Source organism: Enterococcus lactis (assembly GCF_015751045.1).
In the GTDB taxonomy this organism is placed as follows: Bacteria; Bacillota; Bacilli; order Lactobacillales; family Enterococcaceae; genus Enterococcus_B; species Enterococcus_B lactis.
Genome location: NZ_BNJW01000003.1, coordinates 15,423 through 40,649 on the forward strand (window position 1 = coordinate 15,423; position 25,227 = coordinate 40,649).

Annotated in this window: 23 protein-coding genes and 1 riboswitch; of the genes, 5 read left to right on the forward strand and 18 right to left on the reverse strand. The window is 36.3% G+C overall.

Annotated features, from left to right (window positions below; translation table 11 throughout):
* Nucleotides 1–45: 45 nt before the first annotated feature.
* The 4 genes from KFO35_RS02000 to KFO35_RS02015 all read right to left on the reverse strand — a co-directional run bounded on the left by KFO35_RS02000 (nt 46) and on the right by KFO35_RS02015 (nt 5,362).
* Complete coding sequence (locus KFO35_RS02000; RefSeq protein WP_070873092.1) at nt 46–2,835, reverse strand: helicase C-terminal domain-containing protein; 2,790 nt, start codon at nt 2,833–2,835, stop codon at nt 46–48.
* Nucleotides 2,836–2,981: 146 nt separating this feature from the next.
* Nucleotides 2,982–3,182: a cold-shock protein gene (locus KFO35_RS02005; protein WP_002294871.1), complete on the reverse strand. Its 201-nt coding sequence runs from the start codon at nt 3,180–3,182 to the stop codon at nt 2,982–2,984.
* Between the two features lie 451 nt (nt 3,183–3,633).
* Nucleotides 3,634–3,954: a hypothetical protein gene (locus tag KFO35_RS02010; RefSeq protein WP_002291761.1), complete on the reverse strand. Its 321-nt coding sequence runs from the start codon at nt 3,952–3,954 to the stop codon at nt 3,634–3,636.
* A gap of 289 nt (nt 3,955–4,243) precedes the next feature.
* Nucleotides 4,244–5,362, reverse strand: coding sequence for a baeRF6 domain-containing protein (locus KFO35_RS02015; protein WP_070873094.1), 1,119 nt, complete (start codon nt 5,360–5,362; stop codon nt 4,244–4,246).
* A 232-nt stretch (nt 5,363–5,594) separates the two neighbouring features.
* On the opposite strand from KFO35_RS02015, the gene KFO35_RS14330 reads away from it, so the two are divergent.
* The 3 genes from KFO35_RS14330 to KFO35_RS02025 all read left to right on the forward strand — a co-directional run bounded on the left by KFO35_RS14330 (nt 5,595) and on the right by KFO35_RS02025 (nt 8,462).
* Entirely contained in the window at nt 5,595–5,717 is a 123-nt protein-coding gene (locus tag KFO35_RS14330) for a hypothetical protein (RefSeq protein WP_002294875.1), read from the forward strand.
* 117 nt (nt 5,718–5,834) lie between these two features.
* Entirely contained in the window at nt 5,835–7,142 is a 1,308-nt protein-coding gene (locus KFO35_RS02020; RefSeq protein ID WP_156272084.1) for a serine hydrolase, read from the forward strand.
* A gap of 120 nt (nt 7,143–7,262) precedes the next feature.
* Entirely contained in the window at nt 7,263–8,462 is a 1,200-nt protein-coding gene (locus tag KFO35_RS02025) for a YdcF family protein (protein WP_002336519.1), read from the forward strand.
* A 26-nt stretch (nt 8,463–8,488) separates the two neighbouring features.
* Here the strand turns inward: KFO35_RS02025 and KFO35_RS02030 are convergent, their stop codons facing one another.
* The 4 genes from KFO35_RS02030 to KFO35_RS02045 all read right to left on the reverse strand — a co-directional run bounded on the left by KFO35_RS02030 (nt 8,489) and on the right by KFO35_RS02045 (nt 12,367).
* Complete coding sequence (locus KFO35_RS02030) at nt 8,489–9,757, reverse strand: voltage-gated chloride channel family protein (RefSeq protein WP_025478139.1); 1,269 nt, start codon at nt 9,755–9,757, stop codon at nt 8,489–8,491.
* A 55-nt stretch (nt 9,758–9,812) separates the two neighbouring features.
* Nucleotides 9,813–9,879: riboswitch (Fluoride riboswitch) on the reverse strand.
* Nucleotides 9,880–9,920: 41 nt separating this feature from the next.
* A complete protein-coding gene (locus KFO35_RS02035) occupies nt 9,921–10,568 on the reverse strand; it encodes a FusB/FusC family EF-G-binding protein (RefSeq protein ID WP_002336521.1) in 648 nt (215 codons plus the stop codon).
* A gap of 408 nt (nt 10,569–10,976) precedes the next feature.
* On the reverse strand, nt 10,977–11,480 hold the full coding sequence (locus tag KFO35_RS02040) for an HD domain-containing protein (RefSeq protein WP_002296302.1): 504 nt from the start codon (nt 11,478–11,480) through the stop codon (nt 10,977–10,979).
* 122 nt (nt 11,481–11,602) lie between these two features.
* Nucleotides 11,603–12,367 (reverse strand): TrmH family RNA methyltransferase, encoded by a 765-nt coding sequence (locus KFO35_RS02045; protein ID WP_002294889.1) that lies wholly within the window; start codon nt 12,365–12,367, stop codon nt 11,603–11,605.
* Nucleotides 12,368–12,474: 107 nt separating this feature from the next.
* On the opposite strand from KFO35_RS02045, the gene KFO35_RS02050 reads away from it, so the two are divergent.
* Both KFO35_RS02050 and yidC read left to right on the forward strand, forming a co-directional pair.
* On the forward strand, nt 12,475–12,750 hold the full coding sequence (locus KFO35_RS02050) for an acylphosphatase (RefSeq protein WP_002289551.1): 276 nt from the start codon (nt 12,475–12,477) through the stop codon (nt 12,748–12,750).
* Nucleotides 12,751–13,293: 543 nt separating this feature from the next.
* Nucleotides 13,294–14,244, forward strand: coding sequence for a membrane protein insertase YidC (gene yidC / locus KFO35_RS02055; protein ID WP_002291748.1), 951 nt, complete (start codon nt 13,294–13,296; stop codon nt 14,242–14,244).
* 66 nt (nt 14,245–14,310) lie between these two features.
* On the opposite strand, the gene KFO35_RS02060 is transcribed toward yidC, so the two are convergent.
* The 10 genes from KFO35_RS02060 to KFO35_RS02105 are packed head-to-tail and all read right to left on the reverse strand — an operon-like array spanning nt 14,311 to nt 25,207.
* Nucleotides 14,311–15,477, reverse strand: coding sequence for a nucleotide sugar dehydrogenase (locus KFO35_RS02060; protein ID WP_156272080.1), 1,167 nt, complete (start codon nt 15,475–15,477; stop codon nt 14,311–14,313).
* A 45-nt stretch (nt 15,478–15,522) separates the two neighbouring features.
* Nucleotides 15,523–16,683, reverse strand: coding sequence for a glycosyltransferase family 4 protein (locus tag KFO35_RS02065; RefSeq protein ID WP_002334839.1), 1,161 nt, complete (start codon nt 16,681–16,683; stop codon nt 15,523–15,525).
* 24 nt (nt 16,684–16,707) lie between these two features.
* Nucleotides 16,708–17,868, reverse strand: a complete 1,161-nt coding sequence (locus KFO35_RS02070) for a lipopolysaccharide biosynthesis protein (protein WP_002334840.1) — start codon at nt 17,866–17,868, stop codon at nt 16,708–16,710.
* Nucleotides 17,865–19,064 (reverse strand): O-antigen ligase family protein, encoded by a 1,200-nt coding sequence (locus tag KFO35_RS02075; RefSeq protein WP_002334841.1) that lies wholly within the window; start codon nt 19,062–19,064, stop codon nt 17,865–17,867. Before KFO35_RS02075 ends, KFO35_RS02070 begins: the two co-directional genes overlap by 4 nt.
* A 4-nt stretch (nt 19,065–19,068) precedes the next feature.
* Complete coding sequence (locus KFO35_RS02080) at nt 19,069–20,220, reverse strand: glycosyltransferase (RefSeq protein WP_002337447.1); 1,152 nt, start codon at nt 20,218–20,220, stop codon at nt 19,069–19,071.
* 12 nt (nt 20,221–20,232) lie between these two features.
* Nucleotides 20,233–20,859, reverse strand: a complete 627-nt coding sequence (locus KFO35_RS02085; protein WP_002334845.1) for a sugar transferase — start codon at nt 20,857–20,859, stop codon at nt 20,233–20,235.
* On the reverse strand, nt 20,849–21,967 hold the full coding sequence (locus KFO35_RS02090) for a DegT/DnrJ/EryC1/StrS family aminotransferase (RefSeq protein ID WP_002334148.1): 1,119 nt from the start codon (nt 21,965–21,967) through the stop codon (nt 20,849–20,851). The genes KFO35_RS02085 and KFO35_RS02090 overlap by 11 nt, the downstream gene beginning before the upstream one ends.
* Nucleotide 21,968: 1 nt before the next feature.
* On the reverse strand, nt 21,969–22,601 hold the full coding sequence (locus KFO35_RS02095; RefSeq protein WP_002334847.1) for an acetyltransferase: 633 nt from the start codon (nt 22,599–22,601) through the stop codon (nt 21,969–21,971).
* A 10-nt stretch (nt 22,602–22,611) separates the two neighbouring features.
* Nucleotides 22,612–24,429, reverse strand: coding sequence for a polysaccharide biosynthesis protein (locus KFO35_RS02100; protein ID WP_002337446.1), 1,818 nt, complete (start codon nt 24,427–24,429; stop codon nt 22,612–22,614).
* Nucleotides 24,430–24,442: 13 nt separating this feature from the next.
* Entirely contained in the window at nt 24,443–25,207 is a 765-nt protein-coding gene (locus KFO35_RS02105) for a tyrosine-protein phosphatase (RefSeq protein ID WP_002337445.1), read from the reverse strand.
* Nucleotides 25,208–25,227: the final 20 nt, after the last annotated feature.

A 25,227-nucleotide genomic window follows, 5' to 3' on the forward strand; every position in this document is an offset into this window, starting at 1 on the left:
CCTTTTCATTATAGCAGATTTTAATGATGAAAAAAGACGGCACCTTTAACTTCCTTCTTTATTTTTCTTTAAGAATTCATGGAGATCCTGATAGATTTCATCCATAGCTAGCTCTTTTATCGGTACTTTTTTCGGTAATGCATGGATGATTCGTGCACCATATTTTGCAGTGACTAATCTCCGATCCAAAATAAGTAATACGCCACGATCTGTCTCCGTCCTTATCAAACGACCTAATGCTTGGCGTAACTTCAAAGCTGCTTTAGGTACGGATTCCTGATAAAAAGGATTGATCCCCTCTGATTCCAGATAAGCATTCCTAGCTTTGACCATGGGACGTAACGGGTTGTCGAAGGGTAAACGTGTGACTACAACAATCTGTAAAGCATCTCCAGGTAAATCTACACCTTCCCAAAAGCTGTCAGCACCAAATAAGACGCTTTTTTCTGACAAAATGAAGCGTTTCAAAAGTTTTTCCCGACTTCCGCCAAATCCTTGAGCAAGAATTTCACGTCCTTTTTCTAGCATAGACAAATGCATTTTCTGATATACCTTTTGCAAAACATCATGAGAAGTGAATAAAACAAGGATCGGCCGATCTTCTTGTTCAATCAATCCTGTGAGTGCTGCTTCTAAATAATCGATATATGCTTGATTGCTGACTTGATGGACTGCAGGTGCTTCTTTCGGCACATAGATTCTTGCCTGTTTCTCGTAATCATAAGGAGAAGCAATCACTTTAAGAGGTGCTGCTTCAATGCCCAGTCGTTTAGAGAGATACTGTCGATTAGGTCCGATCTTCAGCGTTCCTCCAATATAAAGAATATGGTCATATCGTGGATACCACACAGTGGACGGCAACATAGCTGCTTGAAAATCATGGAGATGAAAAATCATCTGCTGTGCTGTATTCCCAGGAACGAACCAATGGATCAAATGATCTCGCCAATCTTCTAGCCATTGGTCCATCAGCAAGTATTGCTTGTCTAATTGATCAAATAAGCTATATAAACTTGCTAAATCGATCCGCATCTGGTTAGTCCAACTTTCTTGGATAATCTCAAAAGTCAAGCGCATTTGTGATTGTAGTTGTTGGATCTCTTGATAAAAAAGTTGCAGGTGATCCATTGCTGTCCCAGATTCCAGTGGCAGCTGATCCAACATTTCTTTTGTCATCATGACTTCTTCTGGATATTGTCCGTTAGGTTGCTTGCTGCTTACTAAGTTCATTAATCCCTCTGCCACGCAAATCTGCGCTTCGCATAGCGCAAAGAGTTCTTCTCGATAAATCGACAACCAGCGTAAGGCTTCATGTTCCTTCGGCAAATAACTTTGTATGCGGTCAAATAACTGATTCGGCTCTTCCAACTGCTGGATTTGTTTATGGAAGTAGTTAATACTTAGTCGTTTGTCATTTACTTTTTCAGCAATTTCCGGCAAATGATGCACTTCATCAATCAACAAATAAGGACTAGCTGGAAGCAATGGTTCTTTTCGCTGTGTTTCTTGTACTAAAAATGCATGGTTGACAATCAAAAAATTGCTTTGTTTGATTTTCTTTTGCAAGAAACGCACAAAGTCTTGTTTGTAAAACGACTGATTCCTTGCTAAAAACCCGGTGCCTCTGTGCGCGACATCTGCAAAGAATGCATGGTTCAGATTAGTTAAATGTAATTCATCCAAATCACCGGTCTTCGTTTGTGTTAGCCATACTAAGACAGCCATTTGGTACAAAGCATATTGTTTTTGTCCCGGCGGTTCCACAAGTGTACCTTTAAAACGCTGTAAATCAATATAGTGGCGATAGCTTTTGATAATCACAGGTTGTATCGGCTGTTCTAGTAATTGATTCAGTAATGGAATGTCTTTTTCCATGATCTGCTGCTGCAAAACAAGCGAAACGGTGCTGATGACAGCTGGTTTTTCAGGTGTAGCCAAATAACTCAAAGGCAACAGATAACCAATCGTTTTGCCCATTCCTGTAGCTGCTTCGATCATCAAATCTTTTGATTCATCTTTTGTGAAATGGTCGTAGACAGCATTCATCAGCCTGTTCTGTTCTTTTCGATACATCAGTGTTTTACCAAACATTTTTTCTTTTGCTTGTTTTTTTCTTGGATATGTCCGCTCGCCATAATGGACGGATGTGAATAGTTCCACTTCTTTTTTCTGCAAAGCTAGCCCATCGATGATTTCTAATGAGAGATCAAGGGGCTCCGGGTTTTCTTTCATTTCTTCAAGCACGTGGTAAATGAAACGACTCGTATCCATTCCTGTATGGCTACTTAATCGTGCAATCTGCTCTAATGTGATGATCGGCAATTTCCTCATTCGTTCTTCGATCAGTAAAAGAAGCTGACCTGTCACTTCGGCATCACTATCCGCCTGATGAGGATTCTCATGAATAAAGCCAAGGCTTTCTGACAAATCAGCTAAGCGAAAACTTGGTTCCGTCGGCAAGAAAATTTGTGCAAGTTCTACGGTATCGATGCCCGGTATCTTCAAACTAGGAAGTCCGCATCGCATGAGTTCATGGTTCAAAAAATTATAATCAAAATAAATATTATGCGCGACAAATATGGTGTCTGCCAAAAGATTGTAAATCGTTTGGGCGACATCTTCAAAATAAGGCGCTTTTTGGACGCGTTGATTCGTGATCCCTGTTAAATGCTGGATTTGTTTTGAAATCTTCCGCCCTGGATGAATATCGATCGAAAAACGTGAAGTGATCCGACCAGCTTCAATCATGACGCAGCCAAATTGGATGATCCGATCTTCTTTTGGATTCGTCCCAGTCGTCTCGATATCAACGACTGCATAAGTTCTTGGTTTCAAAATATCTTCCTCTTCTCCTGCCTCTAATGTTCTTTTGAAATTATACTACAAAGTGCAGAAAAATACTCTCATCGCTTTTTAAGGAAAAAAAGACAAAAAAGCCCAGACACGTAAATGTCTGGACTTTTATTTTTAGTATAGGTAAATTAAGCTTTAGTAACGTTTGTTGCTTGAGGTCCGCGTTGACCTTCTTCAACGTCGAAAGTTACTGTTTGGCCTTCTTCTAAAGTTTTGAATCCGTCGCCTTGGATAGCTGAGAAATGAACGAATACATCGTTTCCGTTTTCTGCAGTGATGAATCCAAATCCTTTTTCTGAGTTAAACCATTTTACTGTACCTGTTTCCATAATAAAAATCCTCCTTGTGTTTCAACACATATTTTGCAATTACTTGAATGGTGTATATCTGGAAGATGTTTATTTGAAACAAGCTACCACAGATTACCGAACAAAAACTACTTCTACAGTATATCATACCGTTTACAAAAACGCTAGAGTTTTTCGATATTTTTTTATAAAAAAATGTTTTCTCAGCGATTACATCAAGTGAAAAACCGAACTTTCTTAATGACAAACGTTCTATTGTTCAGATACCCCTCTTTCGATCCATTGCACCCCTTTAAACTAAAAAATTATTCTATCTGACTATTTATTGTTTCTGTTTCAACGGTTGAGGATGGGGAAGACTCTTTAGTAGTTCTGATGTTCTCATGGTATTTCTGATAGCCTATGACAGTGATCAGAAGAACAAGACAAACCAATACGATCAACGAGATTAATTTTTCTTTTTTGTTCATACCTATACCTCATAAATGACAGGATGATGCCCATCATATTTCTGAGCATGGGTAACAGCAAAAGCTGCAGCTGTTGAATGGAAGAAATGCCAGCAACTTTCGTAATCACATGACGGACAATACCAAAAATAACCAAACCTTGGCTGCAAAGCCCGTTCTTCTGTTTCAGGGAACGCAGAATCAAACGCTGATGTCTGCGCATAAATATTTTTGTACATACGTGCGCCTGTGCTTAGAGAACGCTGTGTTTCTTCTGCAAAAACTGGTTGACTTGTTAAACTTAGGGATAGAGACAGCAAACACCATAACAGTCTTTTTTTCATAAAGACCTCCTTATCGATAAGTTTTTCCCAATTAAAATCATATCTCAAGAACGACCGTTATTTGCATTTCATTCATAAATGGTGTTTTTTGTATCATAATCGTCAAAAAAGAGGTCGTGACGATGTCACGACCTCTTGATAAACGATGTTCCAGAAGTAACTTCTTCGGAAATAAGCCGAAATTTCACAAAAATTTGAGAAATAATTTTCGTAAATCTCTTCTTATTCTTGATGCAGAACAGCTTTTTCTCTCTAATACTCAGGTCAAAACACTGATTTCACAACCTCTTTAATAACGAAGAATCGCTGTCAGACTCTTTTCATCTGGTGCATCTTTTTGATCCAAAATAAACACTTTCCCACCATTAATAATCACATCGTCTGCCAAAGCATTCAGCACTTGACGCCGATCATATTCTGTTTCAGGATCTTCTCCGAAACCATCAGCTAAGTTTGACGTAGCGATAAACAAATGGGATACTTTTCCTTCTTTCGCAGCTGGAACGATATCAACTAACTGATCGATGAATTTCTTATCTAAAAGTTTATTGTACTCTTTTGATTCTTGGGCTGCTAGTTCACTTGACAGCTTCTTCGCTCCTTCTTCGATATCTCTAAAGGATAGTTGTGCTGGAGAAGCAGAAATCGCAACGTCTGCACAATAGTAAGGATTTTTGGCGATTTTTTTGAACATCGTCTGATTTTCTGGTAGAGCGAATAAATAAATCGGCCATTGTTCAGGATTTTCGAAAGAATCCTTCAAGTACGTATCAACTGCTTGGTAATAGTTGACCCAATCGATCTCTACTTCTTCATCTTTTGGATTCACGCCATGGAAAGTAACGCCATCTCGGGCACCGCCCCCTCCATTAGAAGAGAAGTTCAAACCGCCACCTGTCAGTTCAGATCCCAATGCAGTAACAACATCGACCGGTGCCCCTTCTGGTAGAGACACTTCTTTTACTTGTTTGTTGCTGACTTCATACAATTTCATGGAGTCGCGGTTCAATCCCAACAGATAATAGGAATAGTTGAACTGTCCATTTTTGATAATGGCCAGTAAATAAGGAAGATCACTTACATAATATTGATCGTCTACCGGGATACTCAAACGATGGATATAGGTTTGATCAGCAGTTATAATGACCGCTACACTCGTAGTTGCACTACGCCAAAACGAAGGATCTCCTAACAAATGTTCAATTTTTTCTTGGAACGGGGACCAGTCATGCTCGGAATATTTTTTTTCAAAACGTTTCTTTGCTTCTTTTGCAAAATTTTTGAATTTGATTTGATCTTTTTCCACATCTTGATGTGCGACATGCGTATTCAGCATGATCGTGACGAACGGTCCTTTAGCGCCTTCTGAAGTCAATTGTGACAGTAGTTCTTTATCCTTTTTTGCCATAAACGTACCCCTCCTAAAAAAATCATTCCTTTGTGTCTATCTAAAGTCTACCACAACACTATTTTTCCATACAATAAAACGTATCTAAAAAAATAAAACGGTTTCTTTAGTTGGGTATTTTGCAATTTTTTTAAGTTATCTTCATAATTTCCTCAATTATTTGGGTATAGTCTTCAACTATTCTTCATGAAAGGCTGTTAGACTAAGAAAAAGAATAAAAGAGGTGGACCTTATGCATTTGATTATGATTTTTAGTTTATTAAGTATCATCAGCTTGTTTGCTTTCAGCGCTTCCCGCTTATTAGAGGCGGAAACACAGCCTGTTCCTATAAAAGTACGAAAAAATGACCGCTAACCTTTTCATAACGCGCGTTCTTATCCTAAAGTTTTTTTCAGAAACATTGAAACTCTCTTCCCTCTCTGATAAAATTTTAATTTGTAGCGAAACAAATTAAATACAAGGAGATCGGATATGTCCATAAAAAAAACACGTCTAGTCCTATTATTGGCTAGTCTCATTCTTTGCCTTGCTTCTTTTCTACCATCTGTTGCTGTGCAAGCTGAAGATACTTTCAAAGTAAATGCAAAAGCAGCCTTTGCTGTAGATGCGCAAAGCGGTAAGATTCTTTATGATCAAGATGGAGAAAAAACCATGGGGATCGCTTCAATCACAAAAATCATCGGTCTTTACATCGTCCTTGATCAAGTAAAAGAAGGGAAACTATCATGGGATGATAAAGTTTCAATTTCAGATTATGCAGAAAATTTGAGTGTCACCCCAGATTTATCAAATGTTCCTTTGCATAAAGAAAACACCTACACCGTTAAAGAATTATTCGACTCTGCAATCATCCAGTCAGCCAACGCTTCAATGGTTGCCTTGGCAGAAAAAATCTCTGGCAGCGAAGCAAAATTCACTGAACGAATGAAAGAACAATTGAAAGATTGGGGTATCAAAGATGCAACGATCGTTAATGCATCAGGACTGAATAACTCTTATCTTGGCGAAAACCGACCAGAAGGTACTAGAGAAAACGACGAAAATCAAATGTCTGCTCAAGATGTGGCTATCGTTGCCCGTCATTTGATCTTGGATTTTCCAGAAATACTGGATGTATCTAGCACTACGACACAAATGTTTGGCGAAAACACGCAATCACCAGTAGAAATGGTCAACTGGAACTGGATGCTCCCAGGATTCGTGAATTATAAAGAAGGCGTGGACGGATTAAAAACTGGTACGACTGAACTTGCAGGAGCCTGTTTCGTCGGTACGATCACTAAAAACGATCAACGAATCATCACTGTCGTATTGAATGCAGACGGCCATGCGGAAAACCCAAGTGCCCGTTTCAATGAAACAGCTCGCTTAATGGATTATTGCTACGACAATTGGTCAGAAAAAGAGCTTGGAAAAGCCAATGCAAGTATCCCTAGTCTAAAAACCATTGATGTAAAAGACGGGAAAGAATCAACAGTGCCCGTTGTGCTTAAAAGTCCTGTAAAAGTATGGGTACGGAACGATATGGATACTGGAAAATTAACAATCACACCAACTCTTGACAAAAAACAAGTCACTGACAATGAGATCCAAGCACCTATGGATAAAGGAACAAAAATCGGTACCGCAACGATCACCTTGGCAGAAGATAAATTAGGTTATCTAGAAGACAACAACGCGCCATCCACAGAAATCATCACGGATAAAACCGTAGAAAAAGCAAATATTTTCGTTATTGGCTGGCGACGCGTCGCAGAATTTTTCGGTAACTTGTTTTAATTGAACAAAAAGAAAAAAGCATCTTTCCATGTGGAAGATGTTTTTTTGCTTTTTCTAGTTTAAATAACAGCTTTTTTCATCTATTTTCGTTATACTGTATAAGAAAAAGGAGTTGAATTTATGAATCTAACTAGAGATCTGATTTTTTTGGTTCTCTATCTTATTGGGGTATTCTCCATCGTTTATTGGCGAAAACAGAAAAAGGATCCTTCCTTGTTCTTTTACAGCAGTACATGGACGTTTGCGGTAATCTTGACTTATTTTGTCGTGTTGGAAATTTTTTATTCGACCTTTTATTTTTTGATTCCCTTAGTGTTTTTCAGTATCTTTGCCTTTTCCTATTTTTCAGAAAAGCGAAGGCTGTTGAATGGTCTTTTATTCAATGTTTTCCTCATTAGTTTTGGTATCTACTTGTTTGTCTTGCTATACGAAACACAAAATATTTTTCTTGGCGGACTGATTGCCTTGATCACGATCCCGTTACTGCTTGTCTTTCTATTCGGCATTTATGGATTGATCGTTTTTCTTTTTTGGAACGGTGTCACAGTTTTACGTAGAGAATCGCATTCATTAGCTAATCTTTTAACCTTGATACTAGCCATTTTTCTTACATTGTTTCTTGTTTTTGACTTTTTCTTGTTAAAATATTTACCACAATGGATAAATGCTTTGTTTTTCTGCATCCCATTAATCTTAATCTATCTATTTATCGTATTCTACAACTTTTTGACTGTCTCATTCTTGTATCAGTTCAACCGCCCTCGATACAACCAAGACTTCATCGTTGTGTTAGGCGCCGGGTTGATCAATGGAGAAACAGTTTCTCCTCTTCTTGCCAAGCGAATCAATAAGGCGATTGCTTTTTATGGGGCACAAAGCCGTGCGACATTAAATCCGCCTATCCTATTAATGTCGGGTGGACAGGGAGCAGACGAAAAAGTACCAGAAGCAATTGCGATGAAACAATATGCTATGGAACAAGGAATTCCTGAAAGAGATATTCTTGTCGAAACCAATTCGACAACCACTTTGGAGAATATGCGCTATTCAAAGGAAATCATGGATCAGCAAATGAAAGGTCCCTATCGCGCGATCTTCAGTTCCAACAATTACCACATTTTCAGAGCTGGTCTCTATGCACGACAAGCGAAACTGAAGGCAAATGGCATTGGGGCAAAAACAGCTTTCTATTACTTGCCTAACGCGTTTTTAAGAGAATACATCGCCATCTTGATGATGAACAAAAAAAGACATATGATCATTTGCGGATTGCTTTTCGCAGGTTCCGCATTCTTATCACTGATCACTTTACTTTTCTAAAAAACCAAGGTGTGACAAAACATATGTCACACCTTGGTTTTTTCTTTTATTCTCTTGACGATTGGCAAGAATAGTATTCCTTTTTTGACGGCTACTTGCTGTGCAGAATAAATACCGCTGTTTCCTGAACACATAAAGCTGATCAAGCAGATCATAAAGAAGTAAACAGCAGCTTGTGAACCAAATAATTCGATTCCCATCACAAAACAGGCAATCGGTGTATTTGTCGCACCAGAAAATACCCCGATAAAACCTAATCCAGCAAGAAAAGGAACAGAAACATGGAGCAAAGGCGCTAGTACTGCGCCAAGCGTTGCACCAATCTCAAATAGTGGTGTCACTTCTCCCCCTTGGTACCCCGCACCTAAAGACAAGACCGTGAAGAATAATTTCCCAATAAAATCATAAGCATGTGCCTGTCCATTAAATGATTCCTGCAGTAACGGAAGACTCAACCCAAGGTAACGTTGTGTTTGCAAAATCAACGCTGCGGCTACAACTACTGCTCCACCTATCGTATTTCGCCAAACAGGATGAGGAATCCATTGCGCATACCGCGCTTTTAAAAAGACGATCGAACGGCTGAATACCCAACCAATCAAACCAAAAGCAATCCCAGCAACAAAAACTTTGAAGAACAGCAACATACTCCATTCAGGAATCACACCCATTTGGTAATGTAGATGAGAAACACCATAGCTTTCTGTCATGAAATTTGCAAAAAGCGCAGCAAAGAAGCTAGGAAATATTGCTTCTGTTCGGACTTTACCGATTGCCAACACTTCTAATCCAAATAATGTTCCAGCTAAAGGTGTGCCAAATACAGAACTAAAACCCGCACTGATTCCACTGATAACCAAAATCTCCCGTTCTGCTTTATCCAATCGGAATAAATGCGCTATATTATCAGCTAATGCTCCCCCCATTTGAACTGCTGTTCCTTCACGACCAACAGATCCCCCAAATAAATGGGTAGTGATGGTCCCAAACAAGGTCAATGGAATGAGCCGCAAAGGGATCTTCTCTTCTCCTCCATTCCCTTGATCGATCACTAAGTTATTCCCACGACTAGAAAGACCGCCATGATACGCATAAAGATAAGCAAAAAGCGCGCCGCTGACTGGCAATAGATAAAGTAGCCAAGGATGTGCTAGTCGGATATCTGTCACGAACGTCAGGCTATTTAAGAAAAAAGCAGACAAGCTCCCCATGAATACTCCGAGAATCGCTGTGACCACCAGCCACTTCAACATGTACATCAAAATACGCACTGGACTCGGTAATTGTTTTTCCATAAAAACTTCCTCCTCAAATAAAAAAACGCCTACTAAAGAAAGGGGCTGGCCCCAGACTTTAGTAGGCGTCATTAGCTATCTTACGTTAGCATTTAAAGGCGAACACCCTCACCTATTCACTTCCATTAAAAGATAGCATATTTTTCTGTAAAAAACAATAAAATTATCGTTCTTTCTTTACACGTTCAGCAAATTCATAGAAAGGAGCCAATTTCGTTAACTGTTGATTACATTGATCACTATCATGACAAATATAATTCCCCTTTTTCGTATACGTGCCATCAGAACCGGCTTTCGTTGTAGAAAGAAAGAGCGAGACATTCGATGTTTTCTGACAGATCGCACAGATTCCCTTATTAATCGTTGGTGATAAAGTACCGCTGATCCCTTTTAATTTTCCATCTTCGTAATAAACCATGAATTTTTTTTGCGTCCCTGGATCATTCCAACCGATGTACGTATGTGCTTGCAAGTCGATTTCATTCCAAGCGGGTTGTTTGAGTTTTTTCACTTTTCGGAATAATTTCTCGATTTGTGGTTTGCTCGGCTGCATAAACGGCTGGACGATTTGCTTCAGCTCCTCCAATGCTCGTTCTGCTTGCGTTTTTGTCAGTTTTACATCTAAAACTGTCGTTAAAAACGTATCGATTTCTGGTGGTTCGTAACCTAATACATCGCGAATCTTTTCAGCTGCTAGAGCCTGAACCGTTTGTACCGTTTTTGAGTCATTGACAGATGAGTACGCATTTAATAACTGCTCTACTTCTCTTTTTATAAAAAAATATTGATATGGTTTCATTGTTTGTTCCATGATTTTAAAGTCCTTTCTTCTAACCAAAGTGCATACTTTGTAGAAAAAAGTGATCTTCTGCAAAGTATGTGTTACCTGAAGATCCCGGACTCTTTTAAATAAGATACGTTTTGCATCTTATCATCACCCCCTTTAATGTTCATTCTTCTATGTACATGATTCATTCGATAAATAAAAGTAAACCGTATCTTGAGCAGATAGTCAACTGCAAACAGAAAAAGGACTGTGACAAAAGTCGTGTCAAAGTCCCTTTCTACAAACAAACGGTGTTCCAGAAGTAGCTTCTTCGAAAAATAAGCCGGAATTTCACAAAAATTTGAGAAGCAATTTTCGTAAATTCCTTCTTATTTCTTGAAGCTGACCCACTTCTGTCACAACCTCAATATGGTCTATTATTGGTTTTACCTGTTAAATCGAGGATTCTTTTCCGAAGTAACGTTGCCATCTCTTACGCATACTTGCTGACATAGGCTGAGCGGCTTCTTTGACTGCGCAGTATTTGTCTACGAATGTTACGATATATCCTTCTTTGTACTTAGGCGGTGCAATCGTTGCGCCCCACATGTGCTTCAAAATGATATCTCGCTCAAGATCCGACAAATCGGTGATTTTTTCTGCATTCTTTACAGCGATTCTTGGATGGATATACGCATGTGTGCCTTCATCAAATTTCGTCGTACGCCAATCATAGTAGAACAGATCATGCAAAAGTCCAGCACGCGCTGTTGCTTTAGCATTGCCACCCCATTTTTTTGCGAGCAGATAACTATAGTAAGAAACACTGATGGAATGCTCCAAACGAGTGGAATGAACATGCTGTGTGTAATTCGCTAATTTTTTCACTGCTTCTGTTTCTAAAAGATCTTCTACATAAGACATATATTCTTCGTCTTCACGCCATTTTTCTGTCATAATTATCGATCTGCCACCTTTTTGAATTTCATTTTCTTCTGAAATTGATCTAAGTATACCACCAGTGTTCGGATTATTCTAGTCGCCTTGGATAAAATAGCCAAAGCTTAATAGTTCCTTAATCATAAAGAAAAATGATAAAGAACAATCCCTGCCGCAACCCCAACATTCAACGATTCCGCATTTCCTTTCATCGGGATATATACGTTCTGATCAGTCAAAGACAAGATTTCCTGACTTACCCCCTGACCTTCGTTCCCCATGATTATTGCGAAGTTATCTGATTTTTCTACTTTGTCTAATGCGTGTGCTTCTTCATTTAATTCTGTGCCATACACTGTAAACCCTTTGTCTTTCATTAAAGGAATCACTTCTGTCAAATCTTTTTGCAACACAGGCAAATGATAATTGCTTCCCTGCATGCTGCGCAGCACCTTTGTACTATAAATATCTGCCGTTCCTTTGCCTAATAAAACACCAGCCATATCAAATGCATCTGCCGTACGGATCATCGTCCCTACATTTCCAGGATCTTGTACATTATCTAATAACAGCCAACCTCCTGAAAAATCTGGCGTGCCTTCAGCCGTTAACGCCATCACTGCTAAGATTCCTTGTGGTGTAGGTAGATCCGATACAGCATCCATGACCTCATCCGAAACTAGAAAAGTAGAAATCTCTTTGTTTGCGGCCAGCCAGTCTCCCCATTCTTTCATGCCTCGCTGTGTCACAAAAAGTTCTTTTATTTCTGCATCAGACGACGCAGCTTCTTCGATCAGATGGAACCCTTCCAAAAGATATTCTTCCTTTTCTTCCCGATATTTCTTTTTATGTAGTTTTTTTAATTCTTTGATTCTTGGATTTTTTGCTGATTGGATCTCTTTCACATTCCTCACCTCCCCATGATTATATCATGGAATAGGTGCTTGAGCTTGTTTCATCCTAAAAAAATCGGTATCATTAATTTATAAAATAGGAAAGAAAGGTGACGAACATGCGCAAAGTTAAAATGAACGTCCAAGGACGCGTCCAAGGCGTAGGATTTCGCTACATGACCAAGATGGTCGCTGATCAACTAGGCGTGACTGGAACGGTAAAAAACGAAGACGACGGCTCAGTCACAATCGAAGCAATCGGCAATGACGACATCATCCAGAAATTTATTGAAGAAGTCAAGAAATCACCGAGCCCAAGTGGACGAGTGCAGTATGTGGATGTCCAAGAAGACCCGATGATTGAGGAACGAAAGAAATTTGATGTGGTGGGATAAGGTTGTGAAAAAGCTGGTCTGCATCAAGCATTAAGGACAGGTTGTGAAAAATAGCTCTCCATATTTTTCAACAGGCTGGACTTAATGCCGTAGATGCAAGCTTTTGAACACCGTCGATAAGGTTGTTTTTGAGGCGCTTTGCCTCGAGTATTAAGGAGAAACATTTTCAAAATAGCTTCTCATATTTTGTTAATACCGAGAAACTGACTTTTGAACACCGTCGATAAGGTTATTCTTGAGGCGCTTTGCCTCAAAAATTAAGGACAGCAGTGAAAAAGCTGATCTATCACTTGCAGTGAGTTCATTTGACTCCGCTTTTTCGGGCAGAAAAAAAGTTTTTAGTTTATTAAAGTAAGAAAGAAACACTTGGATCATTCTACTTTTTCCTAGTATTTCTTTCTTGATTTTTTGTCTTTTTTTCAAAATTTTTCGCTACGTAAAAGAACGAATATTTATATGAAATTTCTATGAAGTTGATTGAATTCCATGCGCTTTTTTAGTATAGTTAAGTTTGTGTAAAAATTATAGAAGAGGAAGTATTCTATGAATAAATGGAAAAACTGGTTATTGGGATCCGGACTTGTCAGTATCCTGCTCTTTTTATCTGGCTGTGTGCGGATGGATTCAAACGGAAACCCTGACACTTCGGGAATCGTTTATCGAGTACTCGTCCATCCTATGGGCCAAGCGATTACATATCTAGTTGAGAATTTCAATTGGTCTTATGGCTGGGCAGTTATCGCAATGACTGTGATCGTCCGTATCATCATCTTGCCACTAGGTATTAGTCAATCGAAAAAAACAATGATCCAATCTGAAAAAATGCAAGCGTTAAAACCACAAGTTGAAGCAGCCCAACAAAAATTGAAAGCTGCAACAACACGTGAAGAACAAATGGCAGCACAAGCAGAAATGCAGCAAGTATACCGCGAAAACGGATTGAGTATGACCGGCGGAATCGGCTGTCTGCCTCTATTGATCCAAATGCCGATTTTCTCTGCCTTGTACTTTACGGCACGTTATACAGAAGGGATCCGGGAATCATCTTTCTACGGCATCGATTTAGGCTCACCAAGTATGGTGCTTGTGGCCATCGCAGGGGTCGCTTATCTGCTTCAAGGATATATCTCAACGATCGGTATTCCTGAAGAACAGAAAAAGACGATGCGTACGATGCTGATCGTCTCTCCTGCTATGATCGTCTTCATGTCGATCAGTGCGCCAGCCGGTGTTACACTTTACTGGGTAGTCGGTGGTGTGTTCAGCTGTCTGCAAACATTCATCACAAACGTTATGATGAAACCACGTTTGAAAGCACAAGTGGCAGAAGAGTTGAAACAAAACCCACCAAAACAAGTCGTCACTCCAAGAAAAGATGTGACAGAATCAGCTAAACCAGCTGACAGCAAACAAGCAACCAAACAAATCAAGCAACCCAAAAACAGTACAAACAACAAAGGCCGCAACGCAGGAAAGCAGCAGAAGCGGAAGTAGGCGGGAAGCAAATGGAGAAAGAAACCTCGCACCACTATCAATTGATAGTGGTGCGAGGTTTCTTTCTCAGTCCCTACTAAATATGTCTCTCGTATAAACTTTTTCTTTTACTTCAGCTAAACCTGGCTCCATACGATTTGATACAATCACATCTGACATATTCTTGAATTCTTCGAAATCTTTGATTACTCGTGAATGATAAAATGCTTCTTCATCTAGTGTTGGTTCATAAACTACGACTTCGATCCCTTTTGCTTTGATACGTTTCATTACGCCTTGGATAGATGAATACCGAAAGTTGTCAGAATTTGCCTTCATTGTTAACCGATAGATTCCTACAGTTTTAGGTTTTTTCGCTAAAATTTGGTCTGCAATAAAATCTTTTCTTGTCCTATTTGCATCTACAATTGCACTGATGATATTGCTTGGAACATTTTCATAGTTTGCTCTTAGCTGCTTTGTATCTTTAGGTAAACAATATCCTCCGTAACCAAATGAGGGATTATTGTAGTGAGAGCCAATTCGAGGATCTAACCCTACACCCTCAATGATTTGTTTTGTGTTCAATCCTCGAGACTCGGCATAAGTATCTAACTCATTAAAATATGCTACGCGTAAAGCAAGATAAGTGTTTGAAAACAATTTGATTGCTTCAGCTTCAGTAGGATGTGTCAAAAGAACTGGCACATCTTTATCTAAAGCGTTCCGTTCAAACATATCCGCTATTTCTTGCCCTCTATCAGAACACTCTCCTACAACAATTCGAGAAGGATGCAAGTTATCATACAATGCCTTCCCTTCTCTTAAAAACTCTGGAGAGAAAATAATGTTCTCTGTTTTAAATTTTGCTTTTAATTCTAATGTATATCCCACAGGAATAGTTGACTTAATAATAAAGGTTGCATCTGGTCGAATGATCAGGGCTTTTTCAATAACATCTTCAACTGTGGAAGTATTAAAGTAATTTTTCTTTTCGTCGTAATCTGTCGGTGTAGCGATGATCAAGTAATCACCAAAAAGTACAGCTTCCTCGAAATCTTTAGTAAATTTCACATTTAAATCATCCCGTTCGAGAAACTCGTGAACTTCTTTATCCTCTAAAGGTGATTGTCTGTTTCTTAGCATATCGATCTTTTCCTGAACGATATCATATGCTTTAACATTTTCGTGCTGACTAAGTAATAAAGCGTTGGCTAGACCAACATATCCTAAGCCGAAAACTGAAACTTTCATTTTACAAACCTCTTTCTGATAAATGATATTTTAAAAATATTTTATCTATTTTTCAATACTATCATAGGCACTAATCCACTGTTTTACAATAAATTCTTCATTAAACGGCTCACTATTTCCCCTAATAAAGGACGCCTTTGAATGTTCAAACAACAAACTTCTATTATTAAAGTATAACTGAATTTTTTCTATGAGAAAATTTTCCATTTCAATTGAATTTTCAAGCGAAAAAAGAGTCTTTTTTCTATTATTCCAAACAGATGGATTCGGTAAGTTTTTTTTATCAAAGAACCACCATTTTGGATCTGTCAAATATCCATTCACACCATCCTCGACTAGCTCAGGAATTGCATATAATTTTGTTGAAATAACAGGTAACCCTGCTTTTATTGACTCTAAAACAGTCAATCCAAAACTCTCATCACTAGTTGGGTGAATTAAAACATGATGTTCTGAATAAGTTTTTTCTACTTCATCATAACTCATAGCAAATTCTAAAAAGGTTATATTTTCATTATTCTTTATCTTTTCTTTTAAAAATTGAGGAATATTATTAATGTTACTAATGATTGTAAGTTTAATATCTGAATTATCTAACCTTTCCATAGTATATACTAATTCTAATCCACCTTTAGAAATAAATCTTGCCCCTTGACATACAAAAAGCAATTTTAGTTCTTTTGATAACACTTTTTCTCTTATTTTTTCTACAGATATATACTTATTTTTTCGAACTAAAGGGTAGATTGTTCTAACAGTTCCAGTATATTGACTAGGATTAAATAACGTATCCAGGGTATTTTTACAAGCATTAGACATACAAATTATTGTCTGTAAGTGCTTATCATTTAAATTCTCCTTAAAATTTTTTCTACCAAGAAAGGTCTTGTTCCTATTCAAAGTATAATGATAGAGAGCCGTAGGATTTTCTAAATAGACCAGATAGGGAACATTGGTTTTGATAAAGCGATTGAAACTAGCAGCCACTATTTTTTCATCATTATCAAGCAAATTAAATTTCAACACTTGAATTAATCCCAAATGACTAACAAGATTCGATCTCAAAATTTTACTTAATCTTTGCTTCTTTTTAGAAGGTATTTCATACCCTTGATCAATAAATTCAAAACTAATTTCATTTGAATTTATACTATTTAATTGCTTCAAGAAGCCTCTAACTTTCGATACAAAAACTATTTTCCTCATAAAATCCACCTTTTTATACAAGTACTATTTAATATTTTTTATCATTGAGATTAAATACGCTAATAACATAAATAAATTAGCTATAATGACCGACATAGCAAATCCCATAATTCCAAATTTAAAACTTAACAACAATGCAATAATTAAATAGAAAATTGTTCCTGCAACTTGAATAACCAACATCTTTTTTGCTGTATTATATTTTAGATATAGTGATTTAAAAATATTTAATTGTGAACTTATTAATGTTCCTCCAATTGTAAAAATAATCAATTTACTTGATTCATCATACAATGAGCTATATAAAAATCGAACAGCAATATTTGTAAAAATTAATAAGATTGGAAATAAACAGAGAACACCAATACATGAAAGAACAAAAAGAAATATAATATTTTTTTTAGTGATGGATCTATTCACTTTCATAATATACGATAATAATACTGTATTTACTTGAGAAACTAATAGAGAAAAAATTTTCGATACAGAGCTTGCAGCATAATAGTATGCCATTTGTTTTGCTCCAAGAATTGGAACTATTAGGAACCTATCTAAGTAACTACTTGTACTATTGAAAAAATAAGTAAATTGAAGAGAGCTGTATTCTCCCTTAATTGAATTATCCAATGATTTTTCTTTTAAAACAATTGTTGATTGAATTAAAAAAATACAACCAAATAATTCCCCCATAAAAAAGACTATGCCCCAGTTCTCTGTAAAATAAAAAATGAAAAGTCCTACACCATATCCAACTAAAATAATCAAATTTAAAACTAACAATTTATAAAACCTTAAAAGCACACGGAAATGAGCACTATAAAATCTCCTCACAACTCCTAAACCAACTGATAATGAAAAAAGCACAACATTAGCAACACCTAATTGAGTTATGAACATTAAGCTAACTACAAAACTACCAATAATTGATAAACCAATATTGAGATAAAAATTACCAAATAGTTTGCTCGATTTTGATTCTTGGAGAATAATTCTCATATCAGTTAATGAGTCTCCAAATGTAGAAATAAAAACTATACTGATACCATAAATAGCTGTCAATAATCCAAAATTTGTGGTACCAATACTAGAATTAAGAATTGGAAATAAAATCAATTGTACAAAAAATAGTAATACTAGATGCGAGGCTGTGTTCGCAACCAAATCTATAAAGAATTTTTTTTTCATACTTTATCACTTTCTCTCAAATTTGATCCTAGGAGACCAATTAAAATTCCAAAGGATGGAGCTAACCAAAACGAGGAACTAGCAAGTAATTTTGTAATGGAGAAAATAAAGAAAACTATAGTTAAAATTTTTTGCTGGTTTTTCATTTTTGATATTCTAATACTGCTATATGCAATAAACATTACGAATACAAGTGGTGCCAAAAAACCAAAAGTAGTTAACATCTCTAGAAATATATTGTGGGGATATCTAAAAATATATCCCGATACATCTTGATAATAAAATCCTGCTATCCCTCTTGGAAAAAAAGAACTTTCCTTAAAAAGCAATAAAGCTTGGTCATATAATAAATTTCTCCCTGATGATGATTGTATCAATCCTGCGAATATCCCATCACTATTAGTAAACATCCTTTGAAATTTCATTAAGCTATAGTACATTTCTCCATTTGTATCTATTAGAGGAGAAATCAACATAAAAAATTTATCGAGATTAGTAATAAGTAGGGCAAAGCAAGGAACAGCCACAATGAGGATAAATACTCTCTTGACAATTAAGTTCAAACTTTTTTTATAATTTACTACAAATAAAAAACAAGATAATTCTGATATTATCGCCATCCTATTAGCAAAGAATAAAGTTAGAGCAATTATAACTAACAAAAGAACAAAATCTAGTCTTTTATTGAAGCGATATTGATTTATCAAAATTGCTATAAATATAAAAGTTAGTACGTTACCAATTCCCATATGTGAAGTCGCAGAAATTCCAGTAGTTATATAAATAGCAAGATAAACTAAAACTGAGCATAACGTCATTAAGCTGTACTTATAATATACACTTTCAAAATCATCAAGTTTATCTAGAGATAATGTACAGTACAACATGAGCAAACTACTCTTTATCATAGGAATTAAGAAAAATGAAATTGAAGTAGTATTTCTAAATAATAAAAAATCAATTAGATAAACAATCAAGATTATCAATAAGTATTTTAAAAATTTCTTTGAAACTCCATTTACTAGTAGTGAGAGAATAATCCCTGCTCCTACAACTAAAAAATCTAAAATAACAAAGCGGCTACTCACTTGCTTTAGAGGTAGCGTCATATACTGAATATAAATAATTAAACACCATATTTTTGAATTAAACATTGATTTATTCGTGTTAACTTTACTCATTTTATATTCATTCACGTTATTACCTCGTACTTTCTGCTTTTTCCCAAAATGGTTTAGATTTTCCTGTACTCTCTCTGTAAGCACCAATTAGTTGAGCTAATATTGTCATTACATAGTAAGAAATAAATTTTAAATATTTATTATTTAAATTTCGAGCAACTAATGCTAGTAGATATATCATTAACTGTACAATAAACAAAAAGACATATATTGAGTTAGAATCGGTAAACGCTAAAATCAAGTTTGTTATAAAGACAATTATATGCATTAGATATAGATTATTTCTAAGTGTTCTATGTGAGAAATAAAAAAGAGTAAATAACCCATGCTTAAAAAAATTATATTTACTAAAATCAACAAAATTAATCATTATTATTTTACGAGACATTCGAATTTTTCTCTTAAATTCATCATTATCCGTTTCTCCTGCTTTTTCAAATGCTATTGCTTTTTCATTGTAAATAGCTTTTTTCCCTAAATTAACAAATTTTGGTGGATATATACTGTCATGACTATAAATTGGATTAATTTTTATATAATCATTTTTTCTAACAGCATATATACTCCCATTACCAGCTGTTATAGAAGCTAAATCTGATTCTATTTTACGCATTCTAAGATCAAGATCCCAATAGGTGGACTCTGACTCACTTGTTGAATTTATTTTGTTATTAGTATAAACTAATTTTCCTGCTACATAACCTATTTCTAAGTTTGATAATGATAAAACAAGTTCTTTTACTGATTTTTTTTCTAACATAGAATTAGCATCGGTAAAAACTATGATCTCACCACAGGCTACTTCTACTGCTTCGTCCTGTGCATTTGTTTTTCCTTTTCGTTCTTTAACAACATGTAGTTTAACTATTTTCGGGAATTCAGCTACATATCGTTTGACTATTTCATTCGTTTCATCTGTGCTATTATCAGAAGCGATAATAATTTCTAATTTATCCTTCTCATAGTCTAAACTCATTAAATTCAATATTTTTTTTTCAATAATAGAATCTTCGTTATGTGCTGGAACTATTACAGACACACTTGGACGGTAACTCTTATCAAATTTGATTTGCTTTTTATGAATAAATTTATTCAAGAGCTCAAGTAATATAGGATAGCCCACCATTGTATAAATAATTAATATTAAAAATAGATAAAATAAAACTCTCATAGTTCCCTCACTTTATTCTTCATTACCAGTAAACTTTTCATTTGTTACACTGGAATTAGATGTTATTCCATCGTGCTTCAACACCTTTTTTATAGTATGCCAAATTATGTTGATGTCTTTTGTAAAAGAATAATCTTCTATATATAAATAATCGTATTCAAACTTCGCTTCCCAACTAATCGCATTTCTTCCATTGACCTGAGCTAGTCCAGTTAATCCTGGTCTTACGTTGTGTCTTTTCCGTTGCCTCTCACTATATAGTGGCAAATATTCCACTAATAATGGACGAGGTCCTACGATCGACATATCACCCTTCAAAATATTCCAAAGTTCTGGTAGCTCATCTAGACTTGTTGCTCTAAGTATTTTCCCAAATTTAGTTAGTCGAATTTCATCAGGTAAATATTCTCCATTGTGGTCTCTTTCGTCAGTCATTGTACGAAATTTATACATGGAAAAAATTTTTTCACTTTTTCCTGGTCGTTCTTGTTTGAAGATAATTGGAGAACCAAGTTTAATTCTTACTAAAAAACCTACAATTAAGATTATCGGCGATAAAACGATGAGAGCAATGCCTGACAATAGGATATCTAAAATTCTTTTCCCAAAAAGCTGATAGAAAGTTTTTTTACGCATCATTGATCACTCTTTTAATCGTAGATACTACATATTTTAAATCTTCATCTGTCATCTTTGTATCTGATGGTAAACATACTCCTAAGTCAAATAAAGTTTCTGCTACATCATCGCCAATATAATCATAATTTTTGAAAACAGGTTGTAAATGCATAGGTTTCCATACTGGGCGGGCTTCTATATTATTTTTGTCTAATTCATCAATAAGATGATTCGCATTTATTCCCTTTATTATTATGACACTTAACCAATAATTCGGTTCATTCCAATTATTTTCTGGCATGAATTGTATATTTGACAATTTAGACAATTCTTCTTTATAAAAACTATGAATATATCGTTTTTTCTCAATTCTTTCATTTAAAACTTTCAATTGTCCTCGACCGATACCTGCAACGATATTGCTCATTCGATAATTATAGCCAATTTCATTGTGTTGATAATGGCGTGCCTTCTCACGAGATTGCGTAGCCCAAAATCTCACTTTTTCCACCTTTTCTTTGTCATTGGATACAAGCATTCCGCCACCTGAAGTTGTGATTATCTTATTTCCATTAAAAGAATAAATTCCATAGTCGCCAAATGTACCAGTATATTTTCCTTTATATGTTGTTCCTAATGATTCTGCAGCATCTTCAATTAGAGTAACATCGTATTCTTTGCATATTTTAGTAATTTCGTCTAAATTAGCTGATAAACCGTACAAATGTACTACTAATACAGCCTTTGTGTTAGGATATTTTTCTAGTGCTGTTCGCAAATGTTCAGGTTTCATATTCCAAGTTTCGTAATCACTATCAACAAATACAGGTATAGCTCCTTGATAGAGAATTGGATTAGCAGTAGCTGAGAACGTCAAGGACTGACAAATCACTATGTCATCTTTACCGACCCCAGCCGCTTTCAAAGCTAAATGTATAGCTGCTGTTCCAGAAGATAATGCGGCAGCATGACTAGCTCCCACGTATTCTGCTAATTCTTTCTCAAATCCATTCACATTCGCACCTAAAGGAGCCACCCAATTTGTATCAAATGCTTCTTTTACATACTCTTGTTCATATCCTTTCTCACTCATATGAGGAGATGCTAATAATATTCGTTTATTTTCCAACTTAATCCCATCTTTCTATTACTTTGGTAGGTACGCCAACATTTTTAGTATTATTATTAATATTTTTTATTACTACACTTCCTGCACCTATGATGTTCGTATTTCCAATTCTTAGATTTTGTATTATTTTAGTACCTACTCCAATTTCATTTTTATCTCCTAATATAACATGTCCCGAAATATTTACACTTGGAAAAATTGAATTATAATTACCGATTTGAGTATCATGTCCGATAGTAGAGCCGATATTGATCATATTGAAATTTCCTAAAACTACGTCAGCAGTGTAAGTCGTATAGGGCATCAAAATATTGCCAATTCCTAACTGAACATTTATGCCCACTAGTGCACTTGGTGCAACTAAATTAGGGAAAATCAATTTATTATTTTTATTTATCTTTTGATATATTTTTTCTTTGATATCTGGCGAAGCAATTCCCAGAAAAATAGCAGTTTCTTCATCTAATTCTATTAACGAGTCTATTGTTCCTAATATAGGTTTTTCCAATAATTCTTGATTTTGCATTTTTAACGAATCATCGACAAAACCAGCCAATTCATATCTAGAGACACTTTGTAATAGAAAAGCAATCTCTTTGCCAAATCCACCAGCTCCTACAATAATTGCTTTCACTTTACTCCCCCTATTTATTCGAAGCATTTGCAAAAGTGACAATGTCTTTAGCCAATTGTTCATCGTCTTGCGGCAGGCTCTTAACAAAATCCATCACTTTTTGTATTGAGTAGCCTTTGATGTTTCCCACAAAGATTTTCTCATAAACTGCTTCATCATTTCTTTCCTTATCCAACAATAGTTCTTCATATAGTTTTTCCCCTGGACGGATACCTGTTTCAATGATTTCGATTTCGTCTTCGCTATACCCGCTCAATCGGATCATGTTTTTCGCTAGGTCTACAATCTTCACTGGTTCACTCATATCTAGAATAAAAATTTCGCCACCTTTTGCTAATGCGCCAGATTGAATAACTAAACGACTCGCTTCAGGAATCGTCATGAAGTATCGGGTCATACGAAAGTCTGTTACAGTGATTGGACCACCTTGAGCAATTTGTTCTCTGAATACTGGAATCACACTACCGCGAGAACCAAGGACATTCCCAAATCTGACAGCTGAGAATTTCGTACAGCCTTCTTCATTCAATCCAGTCACAATCATTTCAGCGATTCGTTTTGTTGAACCCATGACATTTGGAGGATTGTTAGCTTTATCTGTCGATACCATGACGAAGTTTTTCACTTTTGCTGCTTTGGCTGCTTCTGCTACATTTTTTGTACCGAAAATATTGTTTTTGACTGCTTCTTTTGGATTATATTCCATCAGTGGTACATGTTTATGAGCAGCTGCATGGTAGACGATATCTGGATGATATTGTTCCATGATTTCATTGATTTTCTCGCGATCTTGGATATCTGCGATGATCGGTACAATTTCTGTAGGACAATTTTGATGATGTGTGCGTAACTCACGGTCAATCAAGTAGATCGAGTTCTCCCCATGTCCTAAAAGCAATAGCTTTGCAGGATTGAATTGAATGATTTGCCGACAGATTTCTGAACCGATCGATCCTCCTGCGCCGGTGACAAGAATGACTTTGTCTGTGATCTGATCTTTGATGGATTCAATATCCAACTCTACCTCATCTCTTCCCAGTAAATCCACTACGTCAATTGTTTTTAATTTTGATACGCTAATTTTCCCTGAAGCAAGTTCTTCTATAGAAGGCATCGTATTGACTTTCACATGAGCGGATTCGACTAACTCGAAGATTCTTCGTAATTTTTTTCTTGATAAGGAAGGGATAGCGATCGTTACCATTTGAATGTCATATTTTTCAATCAATTCCGGAATATCTTTTAATGCACCTAATACTTTTTTTCCTGAAAGATACGTATTTCTTTTATTCGGATCATCATCTACAAACCCGACAACGTGGATATCTTGAGCTGTTTTGGATCCAAGAAAGCTGTTGTATAAAATACGCCCGCCTTCGCCAGCACCAACGATCAAGGTATTTTTAGCAGAATCTGCTGATACATATCTCATATTTTTTGTTTCGATGTAGATACGCCAGATCAATCGGCTACCGATGATCAATAAGAGCGAAAGCAGATAAGCAAAGATAACTAACCGTAAACTGTATCGCCGATTAATGAACAGCAGTATGAGGATACTTGAGGCAGCACTTGCAGATAGTGAACTAAAAATTGCAATGATCTCTCTTAAATTTGTATAGCGATTGATCCGAGTGAAAACTTTGAATAAACTACCATAAAATAAATAAAAACCAATCGACAAACCGATAGAGATTAAAATAAGGTCCATTGATATAGATACAAACGGCTTCATGAATTTAGCTGCTGCAATATTTGCAGCGATTAATAACAAGCTGTCCACAACAACCAATGTGGCAATTTTTCTTCTTCTTGTTAATATAAACACTTTTTAACTCCCCCTAAAATAAACCAAACTTCTTCTTTTTTACCTCTTCATAGACTGGATAACTGATCTCATCCCCGTTGATCAGGTCCTTTGCGACTTGTTTCATCTGTACTACTTTTTCCTTACCAAAGTCCTTGGCGATTTGCTCATAACATTCTTTTAAGTAAAAGGTACGTTTAGAGACACCATGGGCATCGGAAGCAGCCATTTGCACGAGGTTATGTTTGACCATCGTTTTGGCTGTTTTCTGGATTTCTTTGCCAAATACACCGACATAACTTGGTGCGGTGAGTTGGGCCAAGCATCCCATATCTAGGAATGGCAGCAAATGATTCGGGTCTTTACGAAAATGCGCGTTGCGTTCTGGATGGACGATCACTGGTGTCTTTCCTAGTTGTAACAACTCAAAAAAGAGCCGTTCTGCATATAATGGCACTTCCAGTGTCGGAAATTCGATTAGAAGATATGTATCATCTAAATCTGTAAATAAAATTTCATCTCGGTGGATGTCTTCAATCAGTGTTCCGGTAATACGTACTTCTTGTCCTTCCAATAACGTCAAAGGCAATTGTCTTTTCTCTAATTCTGCTTGTAACGAAGCGACTAGAGAAATGACTTGTGATTTTTCATTGCTGTATTTTCCATTATTGTGATGGGGTGTGCATAAAATATGTGTGATCCCTTGTTGAATCGCTTTTTCAGCCATGGCGATACTGGCATCTAAGTTTTCTGCTCCGTCATCGATTCCTGGCAGGATATGGCAATGTAGATCGATCATTTCTCTTGTCTCCTCTCTTT

Bases quoted from the DNA above. Each gene is read 5' to 3' on its own strand.
- KFO35_RS02105 (WP_002337445.1), bottom strand. From the start codon at position 25,207: ATGATCGATCTACATTGCCATATCCTGCCAGGAATCGATGACGGAGCA.
- KFO35_RS02050 (WP_002289551.1), top strand. From the start codon at position 12,475: ATGCGCAAAGTTAAAATGAACGTCCAAGGACGCGTCCAAGGCGTAGGA.
- KFO35_RS02015 (WP_070873094.1), bottom strand. From the start codon at position 5,362: ATGGCAAAAAAGGATAAAGAACTACTGTCACAATTGACTTCAGAAGGC.
- KFO35_RS02005 (WP_002294871.1), bottom strand. From the start codon at position 3,182: ATGGAAACAGGTACAGTAAAATGGTTTAACTCAGAAAAAGGATTTGGA.
- KFO35_RS02035 (WP_002336521.1), bottom strand. From the start codon at position 10,568: ATGGAACAAACAATGAAACCATATCAATATTTTTTTATAAAAAGAGAA.
- KFO35_RS02065 (WP_002334839.1), bottom strand. From the start codon at position 16,683: ATGAGGAAAATAGTTTTTGTATCGAAAGTTAGAGGCTTCTTGAAGCAA.
- KFO35_RS02025 (WP_002336519.1), top strand. From the start codon at position 7,263: ATGAATCTAACTAGAGATCTGATTTTTTTGGTTCTCTATCTTATTGGG.
- KFO35_RS02060 (WP_156272080.1), bottom strand. From the start codon at position 15,477: ATGAAAGTTTCAGTTTTCGGCTTAGGATATGTTGGTCTAGCCAACGCT.
- KFO35_RS02010 (WP_002291761.1), bottom strand. From the start codon at position 3,954: ATGAAAAAAAGACTGTTATGGTGTTTGCTGTCTCTATCCCTAAGTTTA.
- KFO35_RS02030 (WP_025478139.1), bottom strand. From the start codon at position 9,757: ATGGAAAAACAATTACCGAGTCCAGTGCGTATTTTGATGTACATGTTG.
- KFO35_RS02020 (WP_156272084.1), top strand. From the start codon at position 5,835: ATGTCCATAAAAAAAACACGTCTAGTCCTATTATTGGCTAGTCTCATT.
- KFO35_RS14330 (WP_002294875.1), top strand. From the start codon at position 5,595: ATGCATTTGATTATGATTTTTAGTTTATTAAGTATCATCAGCTTGTTT.
- KFO35_RS02085 (WP_002334845.1), bottom strand. From the start codon at position 20,859: ATGATGCGTAAAAAAACTTTCTATCAGCTTTTTGGGAAAAGAATTTTA.
- KFO35_RS02070 (WP_002334840.1), bottom strand. From the start codon at position 17,868: ATGAAAAAAAAATTCTTTATAGATTTGGTTGCGAACACAGCCTCGCAT.
- KFO35_RS02040 (WP_002296302.1), bottom strand. From the start codon at position 11,480: ATGACAGAAAAATGGCGTGAAGACGAAGAATATATGTCTTATGTAGAA.
- yidC (WP_002291748.1), top strand. From the start codon at position 13,294: ATGAATAAATGGAAAAACTGGTTATTGGGATCCGGACTTGTCAGTATC.
- KFO35_RS02080 (WP_002337447.1), bottom strand. From the start codon at position 20,220: ATGAGAGTTTTATTTTATCTATTTTTAATATTAATTATTTATACAATG.